Here is a 26,099-nt window from a genome sequence, read left to right on the forward strand (position 1 = left end):
CTCAGTTCTTGCCGCGATTGGGCGAGGACAGTGCCCGATCGCTTTCGGCGGCGATGAAGTCGAGGATTTCGATCACCGGAGCGCAATCCAGATACTCGTCGCGAATGGCGGCCGCATTGGTACGGGCCGATCCTTCGCTTTCGAAGATCTGTTTGAAGGCGCGACGAACCTGGTGGATCACCGAGCGCTCGATGCCAGCGCGGGTCATGCCGACCACATTCAGGCCGCCGAGAATGCCGGGATTGCCGTTCAGCATGCCATAGGGAATGACATCGTAGGCAACGGCGGACAAACCACCGATGAATGCCTGACGGCCGATACGAGTGAACTGGTGCACGGCGCAGCCACCGCTGAGAATGGCTTTGTCACCGACGTGAACATGGCCGGCCAACATGACGTTGTTCGACAGGATGATGTCATTGCCGAGAATGCAGTCATGGGCGACATGCGAATTGGCCAAGAACAGGCAGTTGTCGCCGACGCGGGTGATACCGCCACCGCCGACCGTGCCGCAGTTCATTGTCACACCTTCACGCATGGTGCAGTTTTCACCGACGACCAGCGTGGAATCTTCGCCCGCCTCGTGCAGACTTTGCGAGACACCGCCGATCACGGCCATCGGGTGGATCTTGGTGCCGGCGCCGATTTCGGTCAGACCGGTGACAACAGCGTTCGAAACGAGCTCGACGCCGTCTTTCAGCGTCACGCGCGACCCCACCCGGCAAAACGGACCGATCCGGACATTCTCGCCGATCACCGCGCCGTCTTCGACCACGGCCATCGGATGGATGACGGCGCTTGCGGCAATCTGGCTCATTTCTGATCCTTGCGCATGATCATGGCACCAATGTCGGCCTCGGCGACCAGAGCTCCGTCGACCTTGGCGTCGCAATGGAATTTCCAGATATTGCCGCGCTGCTTCTGCTTGACGACATGGAATTCAACGCGGTCGCCAGGAACGACCGGCTTGCGGAACCGCGCGTTATCGATCGTCATGAAATAGACGAGATTTCCGCCCTCGCCCTGAAGCCGAGCACAGATGGCGCCGGCGGTCTGGGCCATGCCTTCGATCAGAAGGACGCCCGGCATGATCGGGCTTTCCGGGAAATGTCCGGTGAAATGCGGTTCATTCGCCGTGACATTCTTGATGCCAATGGCGGAATTGTCGCCGTCAATCTCGATGATCTTGTCCACCAGCAGGAAGGGATAGCGGTGGGGCAGAAGCTTCATGATCTCGAGGATATCAGCCGAACCCAATTCGCTCTTCGCGAGTTCAGTCATTGCTGGTTCCTTTTTCCTTGGCGCGGCTGTCGTAGCGGCTGAGCGTATCGGCCACCTCGCGCAGATAATCCTTCAACGGGCGGGCTGGAACGCCGCCGTATTTCTCACCGGGCGGCACCTCGGCCAGAACGCCGCTCATGGCGGCAATCTGAGCACCATCGCCGATCTTGATATGGCCGTTGATGCCGGCAGCACCGCCAATCATCACGCCATCACCGATCACCGTACTTCCGGCAATGCCGACCTGGCTGACGATGCCGCAGTGGCGGCCGATACGAACGTTGTGGCCGATCTGAACGAGGTTATCGATCTTCGTCCCCTCACCGATCACGGTGTCGTCCATCGTGCCGCGATCGATCGTGGTGTTGGCGCCGATCTCGACATGGTCCTGGATGATCACGCGACCGATCTGGACGATCTTCAGCATGCCGCGAGGACCCGGTGCGTAGCCGAAACCGTCCTGTCCGATGCGGGCACCGTTATGAATGATGACATTGTTGCCGACGAGAGCGACCTGGATTGTCGCGCCACCTGCAATCACGCAGTCGCGACCCATCCGAACACCCGGACCGATCACCGCACCCGGGCCGATCCGCGTACCACTGCCGATTTCGACATCAGCGCCGATCACGGCCATGGCCTCGACTTCGACACCATCTTCGAGCTTCGCTGTCGGATCGATATAGGCTGCCGGTGAGATCCGCGCCGGCTCGGTCGTCATCCTGATCGGCTTCAAGGCCGTCGGATGCAGGATTGCGCCTGCAAGCGCGAAAGCGGTCTGAGCGCTCTTGGCGAGAAGAACTGGAATATGCGCGGGAATGAGCGAGAGAAGCGGCTTTTCGCAAAATATCGCAGCAGCCTGGCAGGTTGCCAGCTCTTCCTTGTTGCGACGGGAGAGGATGTAGCAGACATCCCCTTCCTTCGCTCTTGAGACCGGCGATACGGACCTTACGATCCGTCCGCCGTGGCTCTCGTCCTGCAATTCCGCCCCCGTCTGAACTGCAAGCGCAGCCAGGGTCACCCCGGCATGGGGCGGAAAGAAATGATTATGGTCCATCAGCAAACGCTCCAGAACGTCAACCTGTCAGCAGTTCTGGACAACCAGTCTTAGAACTGGTTCGCCATGCTGAAACGGAATTCCTGGGTATCGTCGAAGTCTTCCTTGGCGACCGGAACCGCGTAGTCGACACGAAGCGCGCCGAACGGCGAGTTCCAGATCACGCCTGCACCAACCGACGCACGGAGCGACATGTCGGTACCGACGGCGCCCGGCTGGTTGCGCAGGTCGCTGCCGTAGAGCGTACCGGCATCTGCGAAGACCGCACCACGGAAACCGAGGTCCTGGGGCACGAGCGGAAGCGGGAACGTCGCTTCAGCCGAGGCCGTGAAATAGGTTGTGCCGCCGATCGAGTCGCCATTGATGCGCGGGCCGATACCGCTGTTGTCGAAGCCCCGGATTTCCTTGCCGCCGATCTTGAACTGATCGAAGACGTTCAGGTTGTCACCGAGGGCAACGACATGGCCGGCCGAACCAGCGAGCGATCCGACGATGTCGAACTCGTCAGACAGCGTGTAGAAGGCGCGAGCGCGGACAAATGCCTTATAGTATTCGGAGTCACCGCCGAGGCCGGCATATTCATGCGTAAAGCTCGCATAGATGCCTTCGTGCGGGTTCTGACGGTCGTCAACGGTGTTGTAGACGATCGAGTGACCGAGGATCGACTGCTTCCACGTGCTGCCCGTGATCGCATCGATGTAGGGGGCTGCCACACGATTATCAGTGCCGGTAGCAAGGCCGTCCGGCCCAAATGCACCGTCATTGATATAGTCGAGTTCCTTGTAGGTGTAGCGCAGCGTCGTCGCCAGATCTTCGGTGATCGGCGCAGTGACGCGAACGGTACCGCCCTGCTCTTCGTAATCATAGTAGGAGTTCGCGCTGGTCGAGCTCTTGAACACGTCAAAGCCGGCAGCCAGGCGATAACCGAGGAAGTAAGGCTCGGTGAAGGAGAAGTTGTAGGTCTGCGTCTCGTCGAAGCCACCACCGGCGGCAACGCGGATGAACTGACCACGGCCGAGGAAGTTCTTTTCTTCAACCGAGGCTTCAAGAACCAGGCCACCGTCACCGACGGAGTAGCCTGCACCGATACCGAACGAACCGGTCGGCTGATCCTGCACGTCAACAATCACGACAACGCGGTCCTGCGAGCTGCCAGCCTGGGTCGTGATGTTGACCGAAGAGAAGAAGCCGAGGGCTTCCAGGCGACGCTTGGCGCGCGAGATGGTCTCCTGGTTGAAGGCGTCGCCTTCGGAGATATCGAATTCGCGGCGGATGACGTAGTCACGAGTACGGGTGTTGCCACGCACTTCGATACGCTCGACGTAAGCGCGCTCACCCTGGTCGACCAAATAGGTCACGCCGATGGTGTTCGTTTCGAAGTTGCGGTCACCGCGCGGAACGACGCGAGCGAAGGGGTAGCCGGCCGACGACACGCGGCGGGAGATGGCTTCCATCGACTTCTGGATCTCACGGGCGCTGTAGGTCTGACCCTCGCGGGTCTCGAGAAGACCCTCAAGCTCCGCACCGTCGATGCCATCAACGGTCGATTCGACCGATACGGCGCCGAAGCGATAGCGCTGACCTTCGTCAACAGTGATATTGATCGTGTATTCGTTACCGGTCTCGTTGAGGACGGCTTCAGACGAGATCACGCGGAAGTCGGCGTAACCGTGGTTGTAGTAGAACTGGCGCAGCGCTTCTTCGTCCGCGCGCAGCTTGTCCTCGTTGTAGACGTCCTTGCGGGTCAGGAAGGACAGGATGCCCGATTCCTTGGTCTGCAGGACGGCGGCCAGACGGCCGTCGGAATAGGCGTTGTTGCCAACGAAGTTGATCGAGCTGATCTTGGTGCGCTCGCCTTCGTTGATGACGAAGGCGAGGTTTACGCGACCTTCGGCAACCGGAACGACCTGCGTCGTCACCTCGACATCGGAACGACCGATGGCGGAATAGGCTTCGCGGATGCGCTGGATGTCGGCGCTGATCAGGCTGTCGCTGTAAGGACCCTGGCCCTGCGTCTGAACGATGCCCTGGAGCTTGTCGTCCTTGATCTTGCGGTTGCCGTTGAAGACCACCTGATTGATCAGCTGGTTTTCAGCAACCGTCACCACCAGCGTCCCGCCGGAAACGGAGATCTGGACATCGGAGAAGAAACCGGTCGCGTAGAGGCGCTTGACCGATTCATCGATGTCGGCATTGGAGAAAGTCCGACCCGGCTGGATCGAAAGGTTGGAGCGCACAGCTTCCGGACCAACACGCTGAGCTCCGCGTACGTCGATACGCTGAACCACTGCGGCTTCGGCAGCAATTGCCGATGCAAGAACGGCAATACCTGCGCCCGAAGACACGACACCAGCAGACAGCGCGACCGCCGATACTGCGTTCAAAAACTTTGAACCAGCCTTCATGTGTATACTTTACCTTCTTCCATTGCCCCGTAGTCGGCACCCGACTCCGGCCCGTGTGTGGTTTTAACGGGTTTTACCCTACAAGCAAGTGCGTGCGTTAATTTCTGTTTACTTCATTTCAACGCGTGGCCCAATCGCCACTATCAATTTGAAACAGCGTAAACAAATCCTTTCGCGACATGCGTGCTCCCGCCTAGCCAATCAACCGGCTGATATCATTCCAAGTGGCGAAGACCATCAAAGACAAGATCATCGCCATACCGATCCGGAACGCGATTTCCTGTGCACCCTGCCCCATCGGCTTCCCCCGCACTGCCTCAATCGCGTAGAGAACGAGATGGCCGCCGTCAAGGACCGGAACTGGGAACAAGTTCAAAAGCCCCAGCGAAACGGAAAGAACCGCGGCCAGATTTAACAGAGCGATAACGCCGAGCGTCGCCATCTGACCAGAGGCCTGAACGACGCGAACCGGGCCGCCGAGCTGATCGGCATTCATGCGGCCGGCAATCATGTTGCCGATATAGTCGAAGGTCCCGGTGACGATGTGCCCGGTCTGACGCACGCCTTCCCAGACGGCCTCAAGCGGGGACAGCTCCACGATCCGGAAATTGCCGGCCTGCTGGTCGGTGATGATACCGATCTGGCCGACTTCCATTTCATTGCCGAATTGATCGCTGGTGACGGCACGCTTGGGGGTCAGGGCGAAATCGATCTCCTGGCCCTCGCGCCTCACCGTCACTTCCACCGGGATCTCCGGGCGCATGGTGATATAGCGGACGACATCGTCGAAAGTCTCGATCATGCGGCCGTCAAGCGCGAGCAGGACGTCGCCGCGCTGGATGCCAGCCTCTTCCGCAGCACTGCCGGCCTTGATGTCGGCGACGACAGGATCCGATACGGGCTTGCCCATGGTGGCGAACATGCCGGCGAAAATGACAATGGCCAGCAGGAAGTTTGCAAGAGGGCCCGCGGCGACGGTGACGGCGCGCTTCCAGAGCTTGGCGCCGTTTAGGGTCTGGGCACGCTCTTCCTCGGTCAACTCTTCTGCGAAGGAGCCGTCCGGACGGCTCGCAGCATCCGCATCCCCGTAGAACCGCACGTAACCGCCCAAGGGAACCGCGGAAAGTTTCCAGCGTGTCCCGTGCTTGTCGGTATAGCCTACGAGCTCAGGACCGAACCCGACGGAAAACGCCAGAATGCGTATTCCCGACCAGCGCCCGGCCAGATAGTGACCCATCTCATGAATGAAGACGAGCAGTGACAGAATGAGAATGTAAGGCAGGATGTATCCGCCGAGAAAGCCGAAGACTGCGCTGATGTGATCCATCTGTCCGTTTCCTGCACTCGCTTCAGCGAGAATTTATACCCGTCACCTGAGGCCCACCATCCGCCTCAGAGACCGAAGAGGAAGGCGCCCATCGAGACGACGGTGCCGACACCGCCGGCAGAACTGCCGATCGCCAAGAAGAACGCGGCAAAACAGGCAAATACAAGGCCATCGACTCGGTCCATGACCCCGCCATGCCCCGGTATGAGGCGGCTCGAATCCTTCACGCCGAACCGGCGCTTGATGAATGATTCGAAGAGGTCACCGATCTGGCTTGCGACCGACAAGGCGAAGGCGACGACCGCAACCCAAAGCCCGACATCCTGGAAATGTGCCATCGCGATCAGAACGCCGCCGATGACGCCGGCCACCGTGCCCCCGATTGCCCCCGACCAGGTCTTTCCAGGGGAGATCTTCGGCGCAAGCTTCGGTCCGCCGATCGCCCGTCCGACAAAATAGGCAAGGATGTCGGTCGACCATACGACGATGAAGACGAAAAGCATCGCAACGAAACCGAGCGAATCTTCGCCGCGGATAGCCGACAGCGAGATGGTGCTCAGCCCCGCGTAAAACAGTCCGCCCGGCTGCCACCAGTTCACACGGCGCAGAAAGGCCGGGATTGCCGCCGTGACCACCAGGCCTGCAAAGAGCGGCACGGTAAATTCCGCCTGCCCGAACAACATGTTGAGGCTGATCACCGCCATCGAGAACCAACCGAAGGCATTCGCCCGGATATTGCTTTCCGCGAGCCGCGTGATCGTCGACCATTCGTAATAGATCAACAGGCCAATGCTGGCAGCCACGAGCTTGAAGGACAGTCCGCCAAACCAGGTTGCCGCGAGAACCACCGCGATCATGACGATGGCGGAAACAATTCTGAGCTGAAGTTCTCGCGACATCGTAAGCGTCATGAGCCGACGGCCACGGCTTTGGCCGAGAGGCCGCCGAAGCGACGGTCGCGGGCAGCATATCGCTCGAGCACGGAATCAAACAAAGCCGGCGTGAAGTCCGGCCAGAAGTCCGGCACGAACATCAATTCGGCATAAGCCGCCTGCCACAGGAGGAAATTCGACAGACGTTCCTCTCCGCTGGTGCGGATCACCAGATCGGGATCGGGGATGCCCGCGGTATCCAGGCAGTCGTTGAGCTTGCCTGCGTCGATCTGCGACGGTTCAAGCCGGCCCGCCTGCACGTCGGCAGCCAGACGCGCGGCGGCGCGCGCAATTTCGTCACGTGACCCATAATTGAAGGCGATGACGAGCGTCATGCGGGTGTTATTGGTCGTGGTTTCTTCCGCTTCCAGGAGCAGTGAGCGGATATCGTCCCGCAGGTTGACGCGATCGCCAATGATCCGGATACGGATGCCGGCACGATGCAGATCGGCGAGATCGCGGCGAATGAATGCCTTGAGCAGACCGAACAGTTCGTTGATCTCAGCCTCGGGACGACGCCAGTTCTCCGAGGAGAATGCAAAAAGCGTCAGAAAACCGACACCTGCCTCGCCGGCAGCCTTCACGGTCTCGCGGACAGTCTCAACACCCTTGCGATGGCCAAACGTCCGGGGCAGGCCCCGGGCGTTTGCCCAGCGACCATTGCCATCCATGATGATCGCAACATGCTGCGGAACGATGCGATGTTGAACTGTCGACATTGGCGAGGATCCAGGCGGCGTTAAGAGTGCTCGAGCGAAACGACTCTGCCTTAAACCTGCATGATTTCCTTTTCCTTCTCCGCGAGCAAGCGGTCGACATCGACAATCGTCTCGTCGGTCATCTTCTGCACCCGCTCCGACTGGCTGCGGCTGTCATCCTGACCAATCGTGCCGTCTTTTTCGGCCTTCTTCAGGCCATCCATACCGTCGCGGCGGACGTGGCGAATCGCGACCTTGGCCTTTTCGGCGTAGTCGTGTGCCACCTTGACCAGCGACTTGCGGCGCTCTTCGTTGAGTTCAGGCAGCGGAATACGCAAGTTCTGGCCATCCACGATCGGATTGAGGCCGAGATTGGCTTCGCGGATCGCACGGTCCACAGCGCCGACCATGGACTTGTCCCAGATCGAAACACCGAGCATGCGCGGCTCCGGCACCGTCACGTTAGCGACCTGGTTCAGCGGCACGCGCGAACCATAGGCTTCGACCACGACCGGATCCAGTACGTTGGCGGAGGCCCGGCCGGTGCGCAGCGATGCGATGTCGTTCTTGAACGCGTTGATCGCGCCGTCCATGCGGCGCTTGATGTCGTTGAGATCAACCCCTGCGGTCATCATGGTTCTCCCATTGCTCTGTCAGTCGGCGGCATCAGATCGCCGCCATTCATGTGAAATCAGTTGTCGGTAACGATCGTCATACGGCCAGCGCCGGACAGAATTTCGCCGAAACCACCCTTCTCGTGGATCGAGAAGACGATGATCGGAATATGGTTTTCGCGTGCGAGTGCAACGGCGGCGACGTCCATGACGGCAAGGCCCTTCTGCAGGACTTCATCATGGGTCAGGCTGTCGAAGCGGGTTGCAGCGGGGTCCTTCTTCGGGTCGGCCGAGTAGATGCCATCGACCTGGGTGCCCTTGAATATGGCCTGTGCGCCAATTTCGGCTGCGCGCAATGCAGCGGCGGAATCGGTGGTGAAGAACGGGTTGCCGGTACCACCGGCAAAGATCACCACCCGGCCCTGGGCCAGATGGTGCAAGGCGGCGCGCTGCGAGAAGCTCTCGCAGATCTCAGGCATGGCAATGGCCGAGAGAACCACGGTGTCGATGTCGAGCTTGCGCAGCGACGTGGCAAGCGCCAGCGCGTTGATGACGGTCGCCAGCATGCCCATGTGGTCACCGGTCACGCGATCGCCACCCTTCGACGCGACGGCCACGCCACGGAAGATGTTGCCACCACCGACAACGACGCCGACTTCCACGCCCATGCGGCGGGCTTCGGCGATGTCTCCGGCGATCCGGTCGGCCACTGCCACATCGATCCCGAATCCCTGGCTACCCATGAGGGCTTCGCCCGAAGCCTTGAGGAGGACGCGCTTGAACAATGGCTTGGCTGACATGAATACTCCCGAGATCAATTCTGTGCCGGATACACGAAGGGCACCGCGTTGTCACGCGATGCCCGATGTTTTCCCTCGAAGAAGGGTAACTGAGATCAGCCCTTGGCGACGGCAGCCACTTCAGCGGCGAAGTCGCTCTCTTCCTTCTCGATGCCTTCACCGAGGAGAAGGCGGGCCATGCCGGTCACTTCGATCGGGGCGCCAGCATCCTTCTCGGCAGCCTTGATCGCGTCGCCGACGGTCACCTCAGGATTGATGACGAAAGCCTGCGAGAGAAGGGCGACTTCCTCGAAGAACTTGCGCATGCGGCCTTCAACCATCTTTTCGATGATGGCGTCCGGCTTGCCCGAAGCGCGGGACTGCTCGATGAAGACGTTGCGCTCGCGTTCGGCAACAGCGGCATCAACTTCTTCCGAACGGATCGCGAGCGGGTTGGTCGCAGCGATGTGCATGGCGACCTGGCGGCCGATGGCAGCCAGCACGTCCTTGTTGCCGGTCGACTTGAGCGCGACGAGAACGCCGAGCTTGCCGAGGCCTTCAGAGGCGGCATTGTGGATATAGGTCGCGACAACACCGTCTTCGACCGAGAGCTTGACGGCGCGGCGCAGCGTCATGTTCTCGCCGATATGGGCGATTGCGTCCTTGATGGTGTCGGTGACGGTCTTGCCGCTGGCCGGATAGGTGGCAGCGCCGATCGCCTCGACGGAACCGTCGGTGCCGATGGCAACCGAAGCCACACCGCGGACGAGGTCCTGGAAGGCGTCGTTGCGGGCAACGAAGTCGGTTTCGGAGTTGACTTCGACGACCACGGCCGAGGTGCCGGCGCCGTTGATGCCGATCAGGCCTTCAGCAGCCGTGCGGCCCGACTTCTTGTCGGCCTTGGCGATACCCTTGGCGCGCAGCCAGTCGATGGCGGCTTCGATGTCACCGTTGTTTTCGGTCAGAGCCTTCTTGCAATCCATCATGCCTGCGCCGGACTTTTCGCGCAGTTCTTTTACCAGTGCTGCAGTGATTTCAGCCATTGTGTGCCTCTTGTCTGTTCAGGCGGACGATCCGTGGCTTTGGGCGAACGGAGGACCGCTATGTTGGGGACGAAATGTACCCGGATGTATGACAACGTGATGAAGCAGGTCACCACGGAAACAATCGGCCGTCTTCGACGCCCTCTCGCCTATGGCAAGCGGCATCCGGAAGAACGGAGGCCGCCCGCTGCTCGAAGAGCGCACAGGCGGCCATTCCCTTGACGGGAAAAGCGGCGGGGAGCCCGCCGCTATACGCGATTATGCGTCGGCTTCGGTTTCGAGAGCCGGCTCGATCGGAGCTTCGGCAGAGGCGCCGATGTCACGACCGGAAGCGCCCTGCTGGCGAGCAATGCCGTCGATGGCAGCGCGCGAGATCAGTTCGCAGTAGAGAGCGATGGCGCGCGAAGCGTCGTCATTGCCCGGGATCGGATAGTCGATCAGGTCCGGATCGCAGTTCGAGTTGATGACAGCAACAACCGGGATGCCGAGGCGCTTGGCTTCGTCGATCGCGATCTTTTCCTTGTTGGTGTCGATGATGAACATCAGGTCCGGGGTGCCGCCCATGTCGCGGATACCGCCGAGAGCCTTTTCAAGCTTCTCGCGTTCGCGCTCAAGGTTCAGGCGCTCCTTCTTGGAGTAGCCAGAGGCTTCCGAGGCCAGGATCTCGTCGAGCTTGCGCAGACGGGCGATCGAGTTCGAAATGGTCTTCCAGTTGGTCATCATGCCGCCGAGCCAGCGGGAGTTGACGTAGTACTGGGCCGAACGCTTGGCGGAATCAGCGATGATTTCCGAAGCCTGACGCTTGGTGCCGACAAACAGAACGCGGCCGCCACGAGCGACGGTGTCGGACACGACCTGAAGGGCGCGCGACAGCATCGGAACGGTCTGAGCCAGGTCGATGATGTGGATGTTGTTACGATCGCCGAAGATGTACGGCTTCATCTTCGGGTTCCAGCGGTGCGTCTGGTGACCGAAGTGAATGCCAGCTTCCAGAAGCTGACGCATGCTAAAATCAGGCAATGCCATGCCTTTTTCTCCTTTTCCGGTTGAACCCCCGTGAAGCAAACAGCAGTCCTTTCGGACTGCCACCGGGCGGAAGCGGCAGGATTTCTCCCTGTCGATCCCAAGCCTCACGTGTGGAATAAGGCCGGCCATACAGGGGCGCCGGTCAAAAATCAAGGGTAAAACAAGCGATTTCCAGGCGTGCAGGCAGCTTTACGGGCAACCAACGTCCGGCTTGCCGAGAACTTCGAGCTTGGTCAGCTTGCCGGCCAGAACGAAATCGCCGTAGTCCAGCGTCAGGTCGCGTGTGACGCCGTTATCATACAGCTTGAAAGACTGACTGTAGATCGGCTCCTGATCGCCCCTGGTCTTCTCATCGAAATAGGCGATCGACACGGGCCAGTAGTCTTGGGCGCCGAGCGACTCCAGGGCCTTGGCTTCCGGATCTGTGTCGCTCGACTTCGTCGGGCCACCGACGATGGTCGTTGTCAGGTAGGTCTGGTCGCCATCCTCGGAGCCGTCGAAGATCCGCAATTCGAAGACCTGTTCACCCTTTCGCGCCCGGGCAATCACTTCGAGCATGTGCTCGGCCGGAAACCGGCTATCGGCAAGCTCGAGCGCCCGCTTGTCGGGGCCGGTCAGCTCGATCTTGACCTTGCCACCGGCTTCGGCCGCGGCGCCGCTGACATCCTTGTCGAGCTGATCGTCCGTGAAGGACTTGTTCTCAAAGCGAAATGTGCCAGCCGCGACATCTTCGAAGGTGGAAGAACGCTGGTCGGTGACACGCACGCCCTCACCGACGTCGATGCGGGTGACGAAACGGAACTGGGTGTTGAAGCCCTTGCAGGCCGAGCCGCTGAATTCATAGACCATGCGGCCGCGTACCAATTCGATACCGGAGCGGTCGGACGCTTCCTTCAGCCCGATCTCGTAGACGGCGCGATGCGGCACGAGGCCGACGGTCGCCGCGGATGCAACCTGCCCGGTCGCACCAAAGGCAGCCAGGGAAAGCGTCGCACGGACCGCCATTCGCAAAGGAAACATCGACACCCTCCTGTTGAACTCGTCGTCGATGTTATAAGAACACATCCGGCAAAAGCGAGACATGCTTTTCGTCACCACAACTTTCTCAACTTTTATCAACAGACCGGGAATCGACCATGTCCGACACAATCGACGGCCGCCTTGCAGCGCTGGGCATCAGCCTGCCGGAAGCCGCAGCCCCCGCCGCCAATTACGTGCCCTATGTGATCAGCGGAAACCTGCTGTTCCTCTCGGGACAGTTGCCGATTGAAGGCGGAAAAGTGGCGGTGATCGGTCTCGTCGGTGGCGATGTCGCGCTTGCCGAGGCTCAGAGAGCGGCAGAACTCTGCGCCATCAACATCCTTGCCCAGGCGAAAGCGGCGCTGTCCGGCGACCTTTCGCGGATCAACCGTGTCGTGAAGCTGAATGGTTTCGTTGCATCCGCTCCGGGCTTTATCGAGCAGCACCTCGTCATCAACGGTGCCTCGAACTTGATCGCAAACGTGCTTGGTGACGCCGGCAAACATGCACGCGCGGCCGTGGGCGTTGCGCAGCTGCCGCTGAATGCCGCCGTCGAAATCGACGCCATCCTGGAGATTGCCTTGTGAGCGATATCGACTGGATCAAGGACGTCCCCGTCGCCCATCGCGGCTATCACGACATGAACAGAGAGATCTGGGAAAACACACTATCGGCCTTCAGCCGGGCGATCGAGGCAGGCTTTGCCATCGAATGCGACATCCAGCTTTCGTCCGACAGCGTGCCGATGGTCTTCCACGACCACGATCTGCAGCGGCTCTGCAACATGAATGGTGAAGTGCGCGAGCGCACAGCGGGCGAATTGCGGATGCTGTCGATCGGCGGAACCGCAGACAAGATCCCGACGCTTCGCCAGATGCTCGATCTCGTGAAAGGCCGGGTGCCGCTGGTGATCGAACTCAAGGGCCTCGATGCCGAGCAGGATGACGGTTTCGTCGAGGCCGTGCTTGAGGTGCTTGAGGGTTACGAAGGCAAGGTCGCGCTGATGAGCTTCGACTATCACCTGCTGCGGGCATTGAAGGTCGCGGAATGCCCCTGGCCCGTCGGCCTGACTGCGGAAGGCGTGAAGCCGGAAAACTTTGCGGCGCATCGCGAAGCCATGGATCTCGGGCTTGATTTCACGTCGTATTGCGTCGCCCATCTGCCGAATGATTTCGTCGCAGACCTGCGTGAAAAGGGCGCGCCCGTGATTACCTGGACAGTCAGGGATGAAATCATGCGGGCACAGACCTATAAATATGCAGACCAGATGACATTCGAAGGCTTCGACCCGCGCCAGTCGCCGGCGATCGCCTGACGGGAGATCCATGGCAGACGAGGTGACAATCCGTGTAGTGCGCTCCTTCAAGGAGATCGCTTCCGCCGAATGGGGAGAGCTCACTGGAGCGTCCCGCTCCGCCCCAGGCTACAACCCCTTCACCTCGTTTGCCTTTCTCTCGTCCGTCGAGGAGTCGGGTTCCGCAACCGCCGAGACAGGCTGGATGGGCCACCATCTGCTGCTTGAACAGGAAGGGCGCCTCATCGGCGCCATTCCCTGTTATCTCAAGAGCCACAGCCAGGGTGAATATGTCTTCGACCATGGCTGGGCCGATGCCTTCCACAGGGCCGGCGGACGCTACTATCCCAAGCTCCAGGCTTCCATCCCTTTCACTCCGGCCAGCGGGCCCCGGCTGCTCGTCCGACAGGGCGAGGACGTATCTCGCGTCCAGGCGCTACTCGCCCAGGGACTGCAGCAGGTCGCCCGCGAACTCGGGACATCCTCGGCACACGTGACGTTCCTGCCGCAAGGGGAGCTTACTGCCCTTACGGAAGCCGGCTTTCTGCAGCGCACGGACCAACAGTTCCATTTCATCAATCGCGGCTATGCCGATCACGAGGCATTCCTCGCCGAACTCTCCTCGTCGAAACGCAAGAACCTGCGCAAGGAAAGGCGGAACGCGCTCGAGAACGGCATCAGCATCGACTGGCTGACGGGCAGCGATTTGACCGAGGAGATCTGGGACCAGTTCTTCCGCTTCTACATCGACACCGGTAGCCGCAAATGGGGCCGGCCTTACCTGACACGCCAGTTCTACTCGCTGGTCGGCGAGCGCATGCCGGACGACGTCCTGCTCGTGATGGCAAAGCGTGACGGTCGCTATGTGGCGGGCGCCATCAACTTCATCGGTTCGGACGCACTTTATGGCCGCCACTGGGGCTGCGCCGAGGACCACCCCTTTCTGCATTTCGAAGTCTGCTATCATCAGGCAATCGACTTCGCGCTTCACAAGGGCCTTGCCCGTGTCGAAGCCGGCGCGCAGGGCGAACACAAGCTCGCGCGCGGCTACGAACCCGTCACCACACATTCCGCCCACTTCATTGCCCACCCGGGGCTGCGCAGGGCCGTCGCCGACTATCTCGAACACGAACGGCGCGAAGTGGCCCAGGTCGGGGAGTATCTCGGGGAACATACGCCCTTCCGCAAGGGCGAGCGCCAACCGCGCGAGGGCGAGGAATTCGACGGTTGAGAGCCGCAAGCTCAGGCTTGAAGCCCAGCGTTCCTTGCCGTTAAGTGGCCGCAGAAATCGAGGAGACCACCATGACCGCCTATGATCCCAACAACATCTTCGCCAAGATCCTGGCCGGCGACATTCCGTCGGTGAAACTCTACGAGGATGAAAACACACTGGCGTTCATGGATGTCATGCCGCAGGCGCCGGGGCACTTGCTCGTCATTCCCAAAAAGGGTTCGCGCAACCTGCTCGACGCCGAGCCGGAAGTGCTGTCGACGCTGATGCCGGTCGTGCAAAAGCTTGCCAACGCCGCGAAGGACGCCTTTGACGCCGACGGCGTCTATATTGCGCAGTTCAACGAACCGGCAGCCGGGCAGACCGTCTTCCACCTGCACTTCCACGTCATCCCGCGCCACGAGGGCGTGCCGCTCAAGCCGCATGCGGGCGGCATGGCCGATGTCGACGTGTTGAAGGCTCAGGCCGAGAAGATCAAGGCGGCGCTCTGAAGCGAGCGCCAGCCCGATATTGCCGCGCCATCAGCCAATGAAGCCGCCGATCACCAACACGGCGGCAACACCGACGAGCGAGAGCACCATCAACGGAAAGGAGCCCGTCGCGCTCCAGCCGCCACTGCGGGCCGACGTCTTGCGCAGGTCATCCGGCAAGACCTTGAAACGGGGTGGGTCCCCGTGCTTCAGCTTTCGGAAGCGTACTACCTTTGACATTTCGCTATCCTCTGGTTGATCGGACACCCGATTTGGGAAGCGAAATGTGGCAATTACAGCGATCACACGTGTCTGTGAACGGAGATGAAGTCAGAGCCAGAGCAGGCCCGCACCCAGGATCGCCAGGGGAACCACGACACCGACGATGACACGCTGGCCGGCCAACAGGAAGGCAGCAAAGCCGATTCCGGCCGCCGCGAGCCTCAGCCAGAGCGGAGAGCTCTCGAGTGTACCCGTCGGGAAGACGACGAGTTTTGCCGTCACCGCCATCACCAGCGCCGTCGCGACCGCCCTCACCCAGTTCAGCGCTTCGGATCCCTCCTGCAGCCGGTTTCCGGCCAGCACGCCGAGCCAGCGCCAGATGTCCGTGGCAAGCCAGCCGGCGACGATGATGACGATATAAGGCCAATAATCCTGCATCAAACCACCTCGTCTGCTTGGGTGGTCGGATCGATGCCAGCGGCGGTGGCCTGTTTCTGTCCTGCACGGATCACGTAGCGGTCAAACAGGTAGGCCAGCGTGCCGCCGCCAAGGCCGGCAATCAGGATGTCGAAACCGGGTATGACCAGCGCCAGGAGCGGGCCGGAGACGGCGCCGACGACGAAGCCCACCTTGACGACGGACTGCCGGCCCGTCGCCCAGATGGACGCGATGAAATAGACCGGGGTCAGGAAGAAGAGAAGGCCGGCAACCACGGGCGGGAACTTCGCCACCAGCCCATAGCAGACGCCGACGAGGATCGTGTTCACCGTCACCAGGGTGATGCCGAAGCCGGCGAAATAGGCGACCCGCCCTTCCCTCGGCACAGTCTTGAAGCTGCCCATGGCAAAGACCCAGGCGGTTATCGCGATGAAATGCGACAGGAACAGCAAAAGCCAGGTCGGCGTGCGTTCGGTGCGCATTTCCGGCACGAGCGAGGCGACCATGGGCATCATGCGGATGGAAGAGAGCGAGACGGCCAGGAAGATCGCCAGCAGATTGGCGCCGCTGGTCATCGTGCCGATCAGAATCATCTTGGCCGGCAGCGCCCACACCGCCGCTGTCATGAACATCGCTTCCGCGCGACTGACGCCCGATTCAAGTGCGAAGGCAGAAAAGCCGACGAAGGAAATCATCAGGATGATCGCAGGCAGGCTGTAGAGCCCGCGCATGCCGGTGAAAAACCACCGTGTTTGGGAAATATCTGAAGAGGCCGAAGACATCTGAAAATCCGGATCGGCAAAAAGAAAGTGCCGGGCGGAACGCCCGGCACGGGTCTCTCAAGCTTGGGGTGCTTACTTCTTCTTCGGCACCTTCGGCACGGCGGAGCGTTTCGGCTGCTTCGGTGCCTCGTCGATGACGGCGACATCACCCTCATCGACAATCGCCGTGGCCTTTGCCGCCGGCTTGCGCTTCGCCTTGGCAGGCTTGGCCGATGCCACTTCGGCTTCCGGCTTCGGCTTGACGGCGGGCACCTCTGCAATCGACTCCAGATCGAGCACTTCCGCGCCGGTGTCGTCGGTCTTGGTCCCGACCTTGACGACGCCACCCTTCTTCAGCTTGCCGAAGAGGATCTCGTTGGCGAGCGGCTTCTTGATGTGCTCCTGGATCACGCGACCCAGCGGGCGGGCACCCATCTTCTCGTCGTAACCGCTCTTCGCCAGCCAGGCGATCGCGGATTCGGACAGATCGAAGGTCACGTTGCGCTCGGACAGCTGGGCTTCCAGCTGCATGACGAACTTCTGCACCACCTGATGGATGACTTCCGTCGGCAGCGGTGCGAACGGGATCGTCGCATCAAGGCGGTTGCGGAATTCCGGCGTGAACAGGCGGTTGAGCGCCTCTTCGTCTTCGCCGGTGCGCTTGGACGAACCGAAGCCGATCGCCGACTTCGCCATTTCCGACGCGCCCGCATTGGTCGTCATGATCAGGATGACGTTGCGGAAGTCGATCTTCTTGCCGTTGTGATCGGTCAGCTGGCCATGGTCCATGACCTGCAGCAGGATGTTGTAGATATCCGGATGCGCCTTCTCGATTTCATCGAGCAGCACGACCGAATGCGGGTGCTGGTCGACGCCATCGGTCAGAAGACCGCCCTGGTCGAAGCCAACATAGCCGGGAGGCGCACCGAGCAGACGCGATACCGTGTGCCGCTCCATGTATTCCGACATGTCGAAACGCAGGAGCTCGACACCGAGCGACGACGCCAGCTGCTTGGCTACTTCCGTCTTGCCGACGCCCGTCGGACCGGAGAACACATAAGAGCCGATCGGCTTGTTCGGTTCACGCAGGCCGGCACGGGCAAGCTTGATCGAGGTGGAGAGGGCTTCGATTGCCTTGTCCTGACCGTAGACGACGGAACGCAGTTCCTTTTCGAGATTGGCGAGCACCATCTCGTCGTCCTTCGACACCGTCTTCGGGGGAATGCGTGCCATCGTCGCGATGGTAGCCTCAATCTCCCTCTCGGTGATCAGCTTGCGGCGACGCGAGGCCGGCAGCAACATCTGGGCCGCACCCGTCTCGTCGATCACGTCGATCGCCTTGTCCGGCAGCTTGCGGTCGGAGATGTAGCGGGCCGAAAGCTCGACAGCCGACTTGATCGCTTCGTTGGTGTAACGGAGCTTGTGGTAGTCCTCGAAATAGGGCTTCAGGCCCTTCATGATCTCGATCGCATCATCGATCGAAGGCTCGTTGACGTCGATCTTCTGGAAGCGGCGGACGAGCGCCCGGTCCTTTTCGAAGAACTGGCGATATTCCTTGTACGTGGTCGAACCGATGCAACGGATCGCCCCTGAAGAGAGCGCCGGCTTCAAGAGGTTCGACGCATCCATGGCGCCGCCAGAGGTCGCGCCAGCGCCGATCACCGTATGGATCTCGTCGATGAACAGCACGGCACCAGGATAGTCTTCGAGCTCCTTGACCACCTGCTTCAGCCGCTCCTCGAAGTCACCGCGATAGCGGGTGCCGGCGAGCAGCGTGCCCATGTCGAGCGAGAAGATCGTTGCATCAGCAAGCGCTTCCGGCACCTTGCCTTCGACGATGCGCTTGGCGAGACCTTCGGCGATCGCGGTCTTGCCGACGCCGGGATCACCCACGTAAAGCGGGTTGTTCTTGGAGCGACGGCACAGAACCTGGATGGTGCGGTTCACTTCGTCGTGGCGGCCGATCAGGGGATCGATGCGGCCAGTCTTGGCCTTCTCATTGAGATTGACGCAATAGGCCTTCAGGGCCTCCTGCTTGCCCTTGGCGGAGGCTTCATCCGGCTCACGGCCCTGCTTGGCCTCGGGCTCGCCTTCATCAGAACCGCGCGGGCTGCGAACCTGCGACGCACCCGGACGCTTGCCGATGCCATGGGAGATGTAGTTGACCGCATCGTAGCGGGTCATTTCCTGTTCCTGCAGGAAGTAGGCGGCATTGCTCTCGCGCTCGGCGAAGATCGCAACGAGCACATTGGCGCCGGTCACTTCCTCGCGACCCGAGGACTGGACATGGATCACGGCCCGCTGGATGACGCGCTGGAAGCTCGAAGTCGGCTTCGAATCCTCGTCATAGCCGGTAATGAGATTGGCGAGATCGTTGTCGACGAAATCGGCGACAGTCTTTCGCAAGGCATCGAGGTTGACGTTGCAGGCCCCCATGACGGCGGCGGCATCAGCGTCGTCGATCAGAGCGAGCAGCAGGTGCTCCAGCGTCGCATATTCGTGGTGACGCTCGTTTGCGTAGGTCAGGGCCTGATGCAGCGCTTTTTCGAGGCTGGGTGAAAATGTTGGCACGTCTGATCCTCACTTCTTTTCCATGACGCATTGAAGCGGATGTTCATGTTGCCTGGCGAAATCCATCACCTGTGAGACTTTGGTTTCGGCGACTTCGTAGGTGAAGACACCACATTCCCCGACACCATGATTGTGGACGTGCAGCATGATGCGGGTGGCGGCTTCCCTGTCCTTCTGGAAAAAGCGCTCCAAGATGTGGATCACGAATTCCATCGGGGTGTAGTCGTCGTTCAGAAGCAGGACGCGATACAGGTTCGGCTTCTTCGTCTTCGGCTTGGTGCGGGTGATCACCGAGGTGCCGCGATTGGCATTCTCCCCGTCACCCTGGCTCTGCATGAAGACCGGCTTGGCAGTCATTTCAGTTCATTCTCCGTTGTCCGGCCGGTTTGCCGTTACACATCGGTGCGGACGAACACTCAGCACAGTAAGGTAGTTCATTATGCGGTGATTTTAAGCCCCCCAGGCTGCCATGACGACAATTTGTCACGAAGCCCGGAAATGCGAGGAAATGGAAGAATTAGGTTATACCAGCAGCCACAAATGACAAGACCGGCCGTGCGGGGCACGGCCGGTCTCGAATGTTACGCGCAAGCTTCGATCAGGCAGCAGAAGACATTGGCGCCATGGCCTTGCCGACAACACCCTCGTAGGGCTTGTAAGCGATCTTGGCGAGATCAGCATACATTTCGCCCATCTTGGTCGCTTCGGCAACGAAACTCTCATAGGAGGACTTCATGAAGGTCGTCTGGAGCTCGAAAGCAGCTTCAACGCTCTTCACCGATGTCAGGGCTTCCATGTAGGACGCCATGTCCTGGAACGACTTCTTGGAGTAGTCGGTCGCTTCTGTGGCGATCGCCTGAAAACCCTTGGTGACTTCCGAATAGTTCTTCATCATGGCTTCCATGGCTTCCTTGCCCTTCTTGCTGGCGTCATCGATATTGATCATGCGGACACTCCTCCTTGTTGGGCATATCAGATAGCGCGAAGATAGCAGTCGCACAAAAAGGGTCAAGTGAATTTGTGCGGCGCACAACAATCGTCAATTGTAAGCCGGATAAAGAAATGAGGCCGCACCAACAGGCGCAGCCCCATCTTCATGACACTTCTTTTGGCGCACTAGCGCTCTTCAGCGCCTTACAGAGATCCCTGCGATCAAAGGTCGACGTCGAGGATCGCCATCGAGAAATTGTAGGAGAGATCGCCGTCTTCGTCGTCCTTGAAGACAACGCCGAGGAACTCGTCACCGACATACACTTCAGCGGAATCGTCCTTGCGCGGACGGGCCTTCACACTCATCGTCGGGTTGAAGGTGCGCTTGAAATAGGCGTCGAGCTTCTTCAGTTCTTCGGGCTTCACACTGCGTCTCCGTGGACTGTTTCTGGGGTGCGCGCTTGTCGCACGGGCATTCCGGACCTGTAAAGACGCGAAGTGAAGTTTGCCCCAGGGAACCCGGGCAAACCTTGCCGTTCACGTTCTCGTGCTGTCAGTCGTCCGAAGCGATCATCTGGTCCATTGAGCGCGCCGGCTCGGCACAACCCGCCTCCCCGACCACGCGTGCGGGAACGCCGGCGACTGTTGTGCATTTCGGCACGGGCTTTAGAACGACGGAACCTGCAGCGATGCGCGAGCAGCTGCCCACTTCAATGTTGCCGAGGACCTTGGCACCCGCTCCGATCATCACGCCATCACCGATCTTCGGATGTCGATCTGCACCTTCCTTGCCGGTACCACCCAGGGTAACACCATGAAGAATGGAAACATTGTCTCCGATGCGTGCGGTTTCGCCAACGACGAGACCGGTGGCATGGTCAAGGAAGATGCCCTTGCCGATCCGTGCGGCCGGATTGATGTCGGTCTGGAACATGTTGGACGAGCGGCTTTGCAGGTAAAGCGCAAAGTCCTTGCGGCCATTGTTCCACAGCCAATGGGCCAGACGGTGGGTCTGGATCGCATGGAATCCCTTGAAATAGAGCACCGGCTCGAGGAACCTCGTGCAGGCCGGATCGCGGTCATACACGGCCTGAATGTCGACACGCAGAATGCCCGTCCATTCCGGCCAGTCGGCCATCATCGCCTCGAAGGCCTGGCGCAACACGATCGCCGGCACGTCGGAGTGATCGAGCCGTTCGCAGATCCGGTAGATCACACAATCCTCCAGCGAGCGGTGGCTGAGCACCGTCGAGTGGAAGAAGGCCGCCAGCATAGGATCGCGATCGGCGGCCACGCGGGCTTCATGCCGCAGGCTATCCCAGATCGGATCCATGGACTTGACAGTCTCGGTCTTGAGGACGTCGTTGTGTGCGACCATTGCCGGTCTCCTCATTCGTCGTAGAGACGCATTATATAGTCCAAGACCTGATGAACTCAAATGGGGGCCGCATGAAACAGTCGATCAGCTTCGCCAATGGCTTTATCAAAGCTTTCGTTGAAGCAGGAACGGGGCTGTTGATCCTCGACAATCCGCAACGCAAGAATGCCGTTACGGCGGCCATGTGGCGGGCGATCCCCGAGGCCATTCATTGGCTGCATGTCGAGGCGGAGGCACGCGTGATCGTGATTTCCGGGGCCGGCACCGCAGACTTCAGCGCCGGAGCAGACATTTCGGAATTTACCGAATTACGCAAGGATACTCAGACCGCACGCGTCTATGAGGCCTCGAACAGCCGCGCGTTTGCAGCCATCCGGGAAGCGCCGGTTCCGATGATCGCGGCGATCAGGGGCGTCTGCTATGGCGGCGGCTTCGGCCTCGCGGCGGCGACCGACTTGAGGATTGCGGCATCCGATGCGGTGTTTGCGGTGCCCGCCGCCAAACTCGGCCTTGCCTATCCGGCCGATGCCGTCCAGGATTTTGTCCGTGGCCTTGGAAGCCAGATGGCACGGCGCGCGCTTTACACCGGCGCCGCGATGAAGGCCTCAGACCTCTTCGACTGCGGCTTCCTGTCTGAAATCACCGAGCCCGACGAACTGGAGCAGCGGGTAAAGATGCTGGCCGACACCATTGCCGCGAATGCCCCCTTGTCGCTGCGCGCGTCGAAACTGGCCCTGCGCGCCGTCGAACAGGCCGATGATGACCTGCTGCGAGAAGCCGAGATCATTGGTGCAACGACCTTCGAAAGCGCTGACTATCGCGAGGGCCGCTCAGCCTTTGCAGAACGCCGACGGCCTGTTTTCACCGGCCGCTGAGTTTCAGTTTCCGGCTAGTTCCGAATAGAAGTCGAGGGCCGCCTTCTTGAACACCCGGTCGCCAACCGCCAGCATATGGTCGCGATTGGGGATATCGAGCGCCACGGCTCGCGGCATCAGTTCGGCCAGCGCATGCGGCGATCCGGCAATGTCATCCTTGGTCCCCACGCCGATCAAGGTCGGGATCTCGACCCTGGCTATATCCTCCCGACGCACCAGGTCTCGGGAGGTGCGAATGCAGGCGGCAAGTGCCAGACGGTCTGACTTCGTCTGGTCCGCAAAGGCGCGGAACATGCGGCCACGCTCGTGGGTCACGTCTTCGAGCGAGGGCGCAAGCAGTGCGTCAGCGATCGGATCCCAGTCGCCCACACCGTCGCACATGCCGATGCCGAGGCCGCCGAAGATCAGCGAGCGGACGCGGTCGGGATGTTCGATCGCCAGGAAAGCGGAAATCCGGGCGCCCATGGAATAGCCCATGACATGGGCATCGGCGATCCCGAGATGGGTGAGCAATGCCGCGGCATCAGCGGCCATCGCGGTCGGATGGTAAGCTTCCGGATCATGCGGCTTGGCGCTTGCGCCATGGCCGCGATTGTCGATGGCGATCACCCGGTAGCCGGCATCGCCCAACGTGCGCAGCCAGCCGGGATAGACCCAGTTGACGCTTGCCGAAGAAGCAAAGCCATGAATCAGCAGCACCGGATCGCCGGCCGGATCTCCATCATCAAAATAGGCAAGGTCGAGCCCATCGTTGCGGAAGCTGAAAAACGGCGGCGCGTCGAGATTCATCGATCAGTCCTTGTGAGCATGGGCCGGCAACCATAGCCATGGTTACGATGACATCAATTGCCGCAGGCAGATTTTCTGTGACTTTTGCGTCCGCCCGGCTCTACACATTTGGCGATGACGGCGCTAATGTCCGCGCAAATTCGCACAGCATTCGGAGCAAGTCATGGCCGGCCACACCATTCCCCATTTCCAGAACGACGGCGGTCACCGGGTGATCGAAGTCGGCGTGAAAGAATTCATGTGCACCGGCGCCTCCGTGCCCTACGACCATCCGCATATCTTCATCGACATGGGACATGACAACGAAAAAGTCTGCTCCTACTGCTCGACGCTCTACCGCTACAATCCGAGCCTGAAGGCCGAACAGACCAACCCGCCGGGCTGCGTCTTCCACATCAAGGCGGCGTGACCGCGGCGTCACGATCGGCATAGATTTCATGTCCATCAAGCACGCCGCCATCGTCGGAGCCGGGGTGGCGGGGCTGACTGCTGCCCTGTCGCTGGCCGCCAAGGGCATCTCCTCCGATATCATCGAGCAGGCTCCGCAACTCGGAGAAGTCGGCGCCGGCCTCCAGCTATCGCCGAATGCGACCCGCGTCCTCGACGCGCTTGGCGTGCTCGGCGAACTCGAACGTCACTGGCTGGAGCCGACGGCGATCAGCCTGGTTTCAGGCAAAGACCTGCGCCCCCTTGCATCGGTACCCGCCGGTCAATTCGCGAGGAAGCGCTGGGGTCATCCTTACGGCGTTCTGCACCGCTCGACACTCCAGCAAGGGCTTCTGCGGGCCGTGCTCAATCAACCGCTGTGCCGGATGCATCTCGGCCATCGGGTGCAGGGCGTAGGCATTGACGTTCTCGCCGCGATCACTCAGCGCAAACCCGATCTGGTCATCGGCGCCGACGGCGCCTGGTCGGTCGCCCGCGATGCGATCACCGGTGCGCCGAGCGTCAGCTTTTCCGGCAACATCGCCTGGCGCTTCACCATCAGCCGGGCTGCGGCGCCCGCCTTCCTGTCGCGGACGGGTGTGACTGCCTATCTCGGCGCCAAGGCGCATCTCGTGAGCTATCCACTGAACGAGATCGAGGGCTTCAATCTGGTTGCCATTGCAGCCGGCACGAGGAGCGACGAAAGCTGGGCCATCGATGCGGATGCGGCGCGACGCGCGATGCTGCTCGAACAGTTTTCAGGCTGGCATCGCGACATCAGAACAATTCTGGCCGGCGCGGAGCGCGCCACTTTCTGGCCGCTCTATCAGGCTTCGGAGGGCAACTGGCACAATGGGCGCGATACGGTCCTGATCGGGGATGCGGCGCATGCGATGATGCCCTTTTCCGCGCAGGGTGCGGCCATGGCGATCGAGGATGCCTTTGCTCTGGCGGCCCATGTCGCTCGGGCACCCCTGCCCTCGGCCCTTGCCGCCTTTACGAGCGAACGCAAGGCGCGCGCTGCCCGGGTCAAGGCACGCGGCGATTTCAACCGCTTCGCCTACCATGCGCGCGGCCCATTCCGCCTCGGACGAGACATCGTTTTGTCGCTGCGTTCACCCGAGACGCTCGCCGCCGACCTGGACTGGCTCTACGGCCACCGCATCGACGGCTGAACGATTTTGGCGTCAGACAGACGCTGCCGCTGCAAATCCACGCTCGAGATCAGCGCAGATGTCCTCGACATTCTCGAGGCCGATCTGGAGCCTGATCACGGCGCCGTCGGTGGGACCCTTGCGGATCTTGCGGTCTTCGAGATTGACGAGAACCGCGAGGCTCTCGTAACCGCCCCAGGACCAGCCCAGGCCAAAAAGCTGCAGGGCATCGAGGAAAGCGTGCGCCTTCGGCTTGATCTTGTCCTTGGAGGCTGCCGGAAGGACGAAGGAGAAGACGCCGCTCGCGCCCTTGAAGTCGCGCTTCCAGATGGCATGACCGGGAAAGCTTTCAAGCGCCGGATGCAGGACCTGCCCAACGTCGTCTCGGCCTTCCAGCCAGCGCGCGACCGAAAGAGCACTCTTGCAATGGTGCTCCAGACGCAGGCCCATCGTGCGCAGGCCCCGCAGGATCTGATAGCTGTCATCGGGAGCGCCGCAGATGCCGAGCGTGATGTTCGCTTCCTTCAGCACCGGCCAGTGCTTGGCATTGGCAGAAACGGTCCCCATCAGGATGTCGGAATGGCCCGACGGATATTTCGTGGCGGCGTGGATGGAGATGTCGGCGCCAAAATCCAGGGCGCGGAAATAGAGCGGCGTCGCCCAGGTGTTGTCGATCGTGACCACGCAACCATGCTTGTGCGCCGCGTCGGAGATCGCTCTGATATCCTGCATTTCCATGGTGTTGGAGCCCGGCGCTTCGGTATGCACCAGTCTGGTGTTCGGGCGGATGAGACGCTCGATGTCGGATCCGATCTCGGGATCGTAATACTCCACCTCGACCCCAAGGCGGGTCAGCATCGTGTCGCAGAAATGGCGGCAGGGCGAATAGACGGAATCGACGATCAGGGCATGGTCGCCGGCCGACAGAAAGGCGAGAAAGGGAACCGTGATCGCAGCCAGGCCCGACGGCACAAGTATCGTTCCGGCCGATCCCTCCAGCTCATCAATCGCACGGCACAGAGCATCCGTCGTCGGCGTTCCGCGCGTGCCATAGGTGTAGGGCTGCGTACGCGTTTCCATGGCCCGCGCATTGGGAAACAGGACTGTGGAGGCATGCACGACCGGTGGATTGACGAAGCCGTGGTAGTCGGCCGGATCATAGCCGATATGGCACAGTCTCGTGTCGGTGCCGGCAGACGCCAGCCAGTCTTTGGATTTGCTCATGGATTGACAATTCCTCAGGCTCGGATGTCTTGGTTTTCGCGCCTCATTGAAGAGCGGTCAAGTTGCACAATTCCGTGATCCGCGGCGCAAGTCTTGCAGTTCGAGCACATCAGAACAGTCAAAAAGGCGCGAATTTCATCACTTCAGGCTAAAA

The 26,099-nt window shown here is 60.7% G+C and carries 29 protein-coding genes; 7 read left to right on the plus strand and 22 right to left on the minus strand.

Annotated features, from left to right (window positions below):
- Position 1: 1 nt before the first annotated feature.
- From lpxA to SJY08_RS08165, 12 genes are all read right to left on the minus strand, one after another.
- On the minus strand, positions 2–817 hold the full coding sequence (gene lpxA, locus SJY08_RS08110; RefSeq protein ID WP_069041445.1) for an acyl-ACP--UDP-N-acetylglucosamine O-acyltransferase: 816 nt from the start codon (positions 815–817) through the stop codon (positions 2–4).
- On the minus strand, positions 814–1,281 hold the full coding sequence (gene fabZ, locus SJY08_RS08115) for a 3-hydroxyacyl-ACP dehydratase FabZ (RefSeq protein WP_006728455.1): 468 nt from the start codon (positions 1,279–1,281) through the stop codon (positions 814–816). Before fabZ ends, lpxA begins: the two co-directional genes overlap by 4 nt.
- On the minus strand, positions 1,274–2,338 hold the full coding sequence (gene lpxD / locus SJY08_RS08120) for a UDP-3-O-(3-hydroxymyristoyl)glucosamine N-acyltransferase (RefSeq protein WP_377275263.1): 1,065 nt from the start codon (positions 2,336–2,338) through the stop codon (positions 1,274–1,276). The genes fabZ and lpxD overlap by 8 nt, the downstream gene beginning before the upstream one ends.
- A 50-nt stretch (positions 2,339–2,388) precedes the next feature.
- Positions 2,389–4,743, minus strand: a complete 2,355-nt coding sequence (bamA, locus tag SJY08_RS08125) for an outer membrane protein assembly factor BamA (RefSeq protein ID WP_054148022.1) — start codon at positions 4,741–4,743, stop codon at positions 2,389–2,391.
- Between the two features lie 193 nt (positions 4,744–4,936).
- Positions 4,937–6,070 (minus strand): RIP metalloprotease RseP, encoded by a 1,134-nt coding sequence (rseP, locus tag SJY08_RS08130; protein ID WP_377275264.1) that lies wholly within the window; start codon positions 6,068–6,070, stop codon positions 4,937–4,939.
- A gap of 65 nt (positions 6,071–6,135) precedes the next feature.
- A complete protein-coding gene (locus tag SJY08_RS08135; RefSeq protein WP_377275265.1) occupies positions 6,136–6,969 on the minus strand; it encodes a phosphatidate cytidylyltransferase in 834 nt (277 codons plus the stop codon).
- A gap of 8 nt (positions 6,970–6,977) precedes the next feature.
- On the minus strand, positions 6,978–7,721 hold the full coding sequence (locus SJY08_RS08140) for an isoprenyl transferase (protein WP_377275266.1): 744 nt from the start codon (positions 7,719–7,721) through the stop codon (positions 6,978–6,980).
- Between the two features lie 50 nt (positions 7,722–7,771).
- Positions 7,772–8,332, minus strand: coding sequence for a ribosome recycling factor (gene frr / locus SJY08_RS08145; protein WP_069043818.1), 561 nt, complete (start codon positions 8,330–8,332; stop codon positions 7,772–7,774).
- A gap of 59 nt (positions 8,333–8,391) precedes the next feature.
- Positions 8,392–9,114, minus strand: a complete 723-nt coding sequence (gene pyrH / locus SJY08_RS08150) for a UMP kinase (protein ID WP_054148019.1) — start codon at positions 9,112–9,114, stop codon at positions 8,392–8,394.
- 95 nt (positions 9,115–9,209) lie between these two features.
- Positions 9,210–10,136: a translation elongation factor Ts gene (gene tsf, locus SJY08_RS08155; RefSeq protein ID WP_069041450.1), complete on the minus strand. Its 927-nt coding sequence runs from the start codon at positions 10,134–10,136 to the stop codon at positions 9,210–9,212.
- 258 nt (positions 10,137–10,394) lie between these two features.
- A complete protein-coding gene (gene rpsB, locus SJY08_RS08160) occupies positions 10,395–11,162 on the minus strand; it encodes a 30S ribosomal protein S2 (RefSeq protein ID WP_377275267.1) in 768 nt (255 codons plus the stop codon).
- Positions 11,163–11,351: 189 nt separating this feature from the next.
- Positions 11,352–12,182, minus strand: a complete 831-nt coding sequence (locus SJY08_RS08165; protein WP_377275268.1) for a cell envelope integrity EipB family protein — start codon at positions 12,180–12,182, stop codon at positions 11,352–11,354.
- A 116-nt stretch (positions 12,183–12,298) separates the two neighbouring features.
- On the opposite strand from SJY08_RS08165, the gene SJY08_RS08170 reads away from it, so the two are divergent.
- The 4 genes from SJY08_RS08170 (at position 12,299) to SJY08_RS08185 (ending at position 15,198) form a co-directional block, all read left to right on the plus strand.
- Positions 12,299–12,769, plus strand: a complete 471-nt coding sequence (locus SJY08_RS08170; RefSeq protein WP_054151305.1) for a RidA family protein — start codon at positions 12,299–12,301, stop codon at positions 12,767–12,769.
- Positions 12,766–13,497 (plus strand): glycerophosphodiester phosphodiesterase, encoded by a 732-nt coding sequence (locus SJY08_RS08175; protein ID WP_377275269.1) that lies wholly within the window; start codon positions 12,766–12,768, stop codon positions 13,495–13,497. The genes SJY08_RS08170 and SJY08_RS08175 overlap by 4 nt, the downstream gene beginning before the upstream one ends.
- Before the next feature lie 10 nt (positions 13,498–13,507).
- Entirely contained in the window at positions 13,508–14,707 is a 1,200-nt protein-coding gene (locus tag SJY08_RS08180) for a GNAT family N-acetyltransferase (RefSeq protein WP_377275270.1), read from the plus strand.
- A gap of 71 nt (positions 14,708–14,778) precedes the next feature.
- Positions 14,779–15,198 carry an HIT family protein gene (locus SJY08_RS08185; protein WP_377275271.1) on the plus strand — a complete coding sequence of 140 codons (420 nt, stop codon included), beginning with the start codon at positions 14,779–14,781 and terminating at the stop codon, positions 15,196–15,198.
- 30 nt (positions 15,199–15,228) lie between these two features.
- Here the strand turns inward: SJY08_RS08185 and SJY08_RS08190 are convergent, their stop codons facing one another.
- The 8 genes from SJY08_RS08190 to cysE form a co-directional block, all read right to left on the minus strand.
- The gene (locus SJY08_RS08190) at positions 15,229–15,417 is read right to left on the minus strand and encodes a hypothetical protein (RefSeq protein WP_054151301.1); all 189 of its coding nucleotides are present in this window, start codon (positions 15,415–15,417) and stop codon (positions 15,229–15,231) included.
- Between the two features lie 90 nt (positions 15,418–15,507).
- The gene (locus tag SJY08_RS08195; protein WP_377275272.1) at positions 15,508–15,837 is read right to left on the minus strand and encodes an AzlD domain-containing protein; all 330 of its coding nucleotides are present in this window, start codon (positions 15,835–15,837) and stop codon (positions 15,508–15,510) included.
- Positions 15,837–16,619 (minus strand): AzlC family ABC transporter permease, encoded by a 783-nt coding sequence (locus SJY08_RS08200; protein ID WP_377275273.1) that lies wholly within the window; start codon positions 16,617–16,619, stop codon positions 15,837–15,839. Before SJY08_RS08200 ends, SJY08_RS08195 begins: the two co-directional genes overlap by 1 nt.
- Before the next feature lie 72 nt (positions 16,620–16,691).
- Complete coding sequence (gene clpA / locus SJY08_RS08205) at positions 16,692–19,169, minus strand: ATP-dependent Clp protease ATP-binding subunit ClpA (protein ID WP_300890100.1); 2,478 nt, start codon at positions 19,167–19,169, stop codon at positions 16,692–16,694.
- A gap of 9 nt (positions 19,170–19,178) precedes the next feature.
- Entirely contained in the window at positions 19,179–19,526 is a 348-nt protein-coding gene (clpS, locus tag SJY08_RS08210) for an ATP-dependent Clp protease adapter ClpS (RefSeq protein WP_113461216.1), read from the minus strand.
- Between the two features lie 241 nt (positions 19,527–19,767).
- Positions 19,768–20,115, minus strand: a complete 348-nt coding sequence (locus SJY08_RS08215) for a phasin family protein (RefSeq protein WP_069041458.1) — start codon at positions 20,113–20,115, stop codon at positions 19,768–19,770.
- 206 nt (positions 20,116–20,321) lie between these two features.
- Positions 20,322–20,525: a DUF3126 family protein gene (locus tag SJY08_RS08220; protein WP_006728476.1), complete on the minus strand. Its 204-nt coding sequence runs from the start codon at positions 20,523–20,525 to the stop codon at positions 20,322–20,324.
- A 127-nt stretch (positions 20,526–20,652) separates the two neighbouring features.
- The gene (gene cysE, locus SJY08_RS08225; RefSeq protein WP_069041459.1) at positions 20,653–21,477 is read right to left on the minus strand and encodes a serine O-acetyltransferase; all 825 of its coding nucleotides are present in this window, start codon (positions 21,475–21,477) and stop codon (positions 20,653–20,655) included.
- A gap of 71 nt (positions 21,478–21,548) precedes the next feature.
- Between cysE and SJY08_RS08230 the strand changes: the two genes are divergently transcribed.
- On the plus strand, positions 21,549–22,352 hold the full coding sequence (locus tag SJY08_RS08230; protein WP_377275274.1) for an enoyl-CoA hydratase-related protein: 804 nt from the start codon (positions 21,549–21,551) through the stop codon (positions 22,350–22,352).
- Positions 22,353–22,355: 3 nt separating this feature from the next.
- Here the strand turns inward: SJY08_RS08230 and SJY08_RS08235 are convergent, their stop codons facing one another.
- Positions 22,356–23,141: an alpha/beta fold hydrolase gene (locus SJY08_RS08235; RefSeq protein WP_377275275.1), complete on the minus strand. Its 786-nt coding sequence runs from the start codon at positions 23,139–23,141 to the stop codon at positions 22,356–22,358.
- A 163-nt stretch (positions 23,142–23,304) separates the two neighbouring features.
- Here SJY08_RS08235 and SJY08_RS08240 point away from each other — a divergent pair, with 163 nt between their 5' ends.
- Together SJY08_RS08240 and SJY08_RS08245 are read left to right on the plus strand one after the other, a co-directional pair.
- Positions 23,305–23,550, plus strand: coding sequence for a zinc-finger domain-containing protein (locus SJY08_RS08240; RefSeq protein ID WP_076396256.1), 246 nt, complete (start codon positions 23,305–23,307; stop codon positions 23,548–23,550).
- Positions 23,551–23,578: 28 nt separating this feature from the next.
- Positions 23,579–24,742, plus strand: coding sequence for an FAD-dependent monooxygenase (locus tag SJY08_RS08245; protein ID WP_377275276.1), 1,164 nt, complete (start codon positions 23,579–23,581; stop codon positions 24,740–24,742).
- Positions 24,743–24,754: 12 nt separating this feature from the next.
- Here SJY08_RS08245 and SJY08_RS08250 read toward each other — a convergent pair whose 3' ends face one another.
- Positions 24,755–25,945, minus strand: coding sequence for a cystathionine beta-lyase (locus SJY08_RS08250; RefSeq protein ID WP_069041463.1), 1,191 nt, complete (start codon positions 25,943–25,945; stop codon positions 24,755–24,757).
- Positions 25,946–26,099: the final 154 nt, after the last annotated feature.

This window comes from Rhizobium sp. R86522 (genome assembly GCF_042466255.1).
Lineage (GTDB): Bacteria > Pseudomonadota > Alphaproteobacteria > Rhizobiales > Rhizobiaceae > Allorhizobium.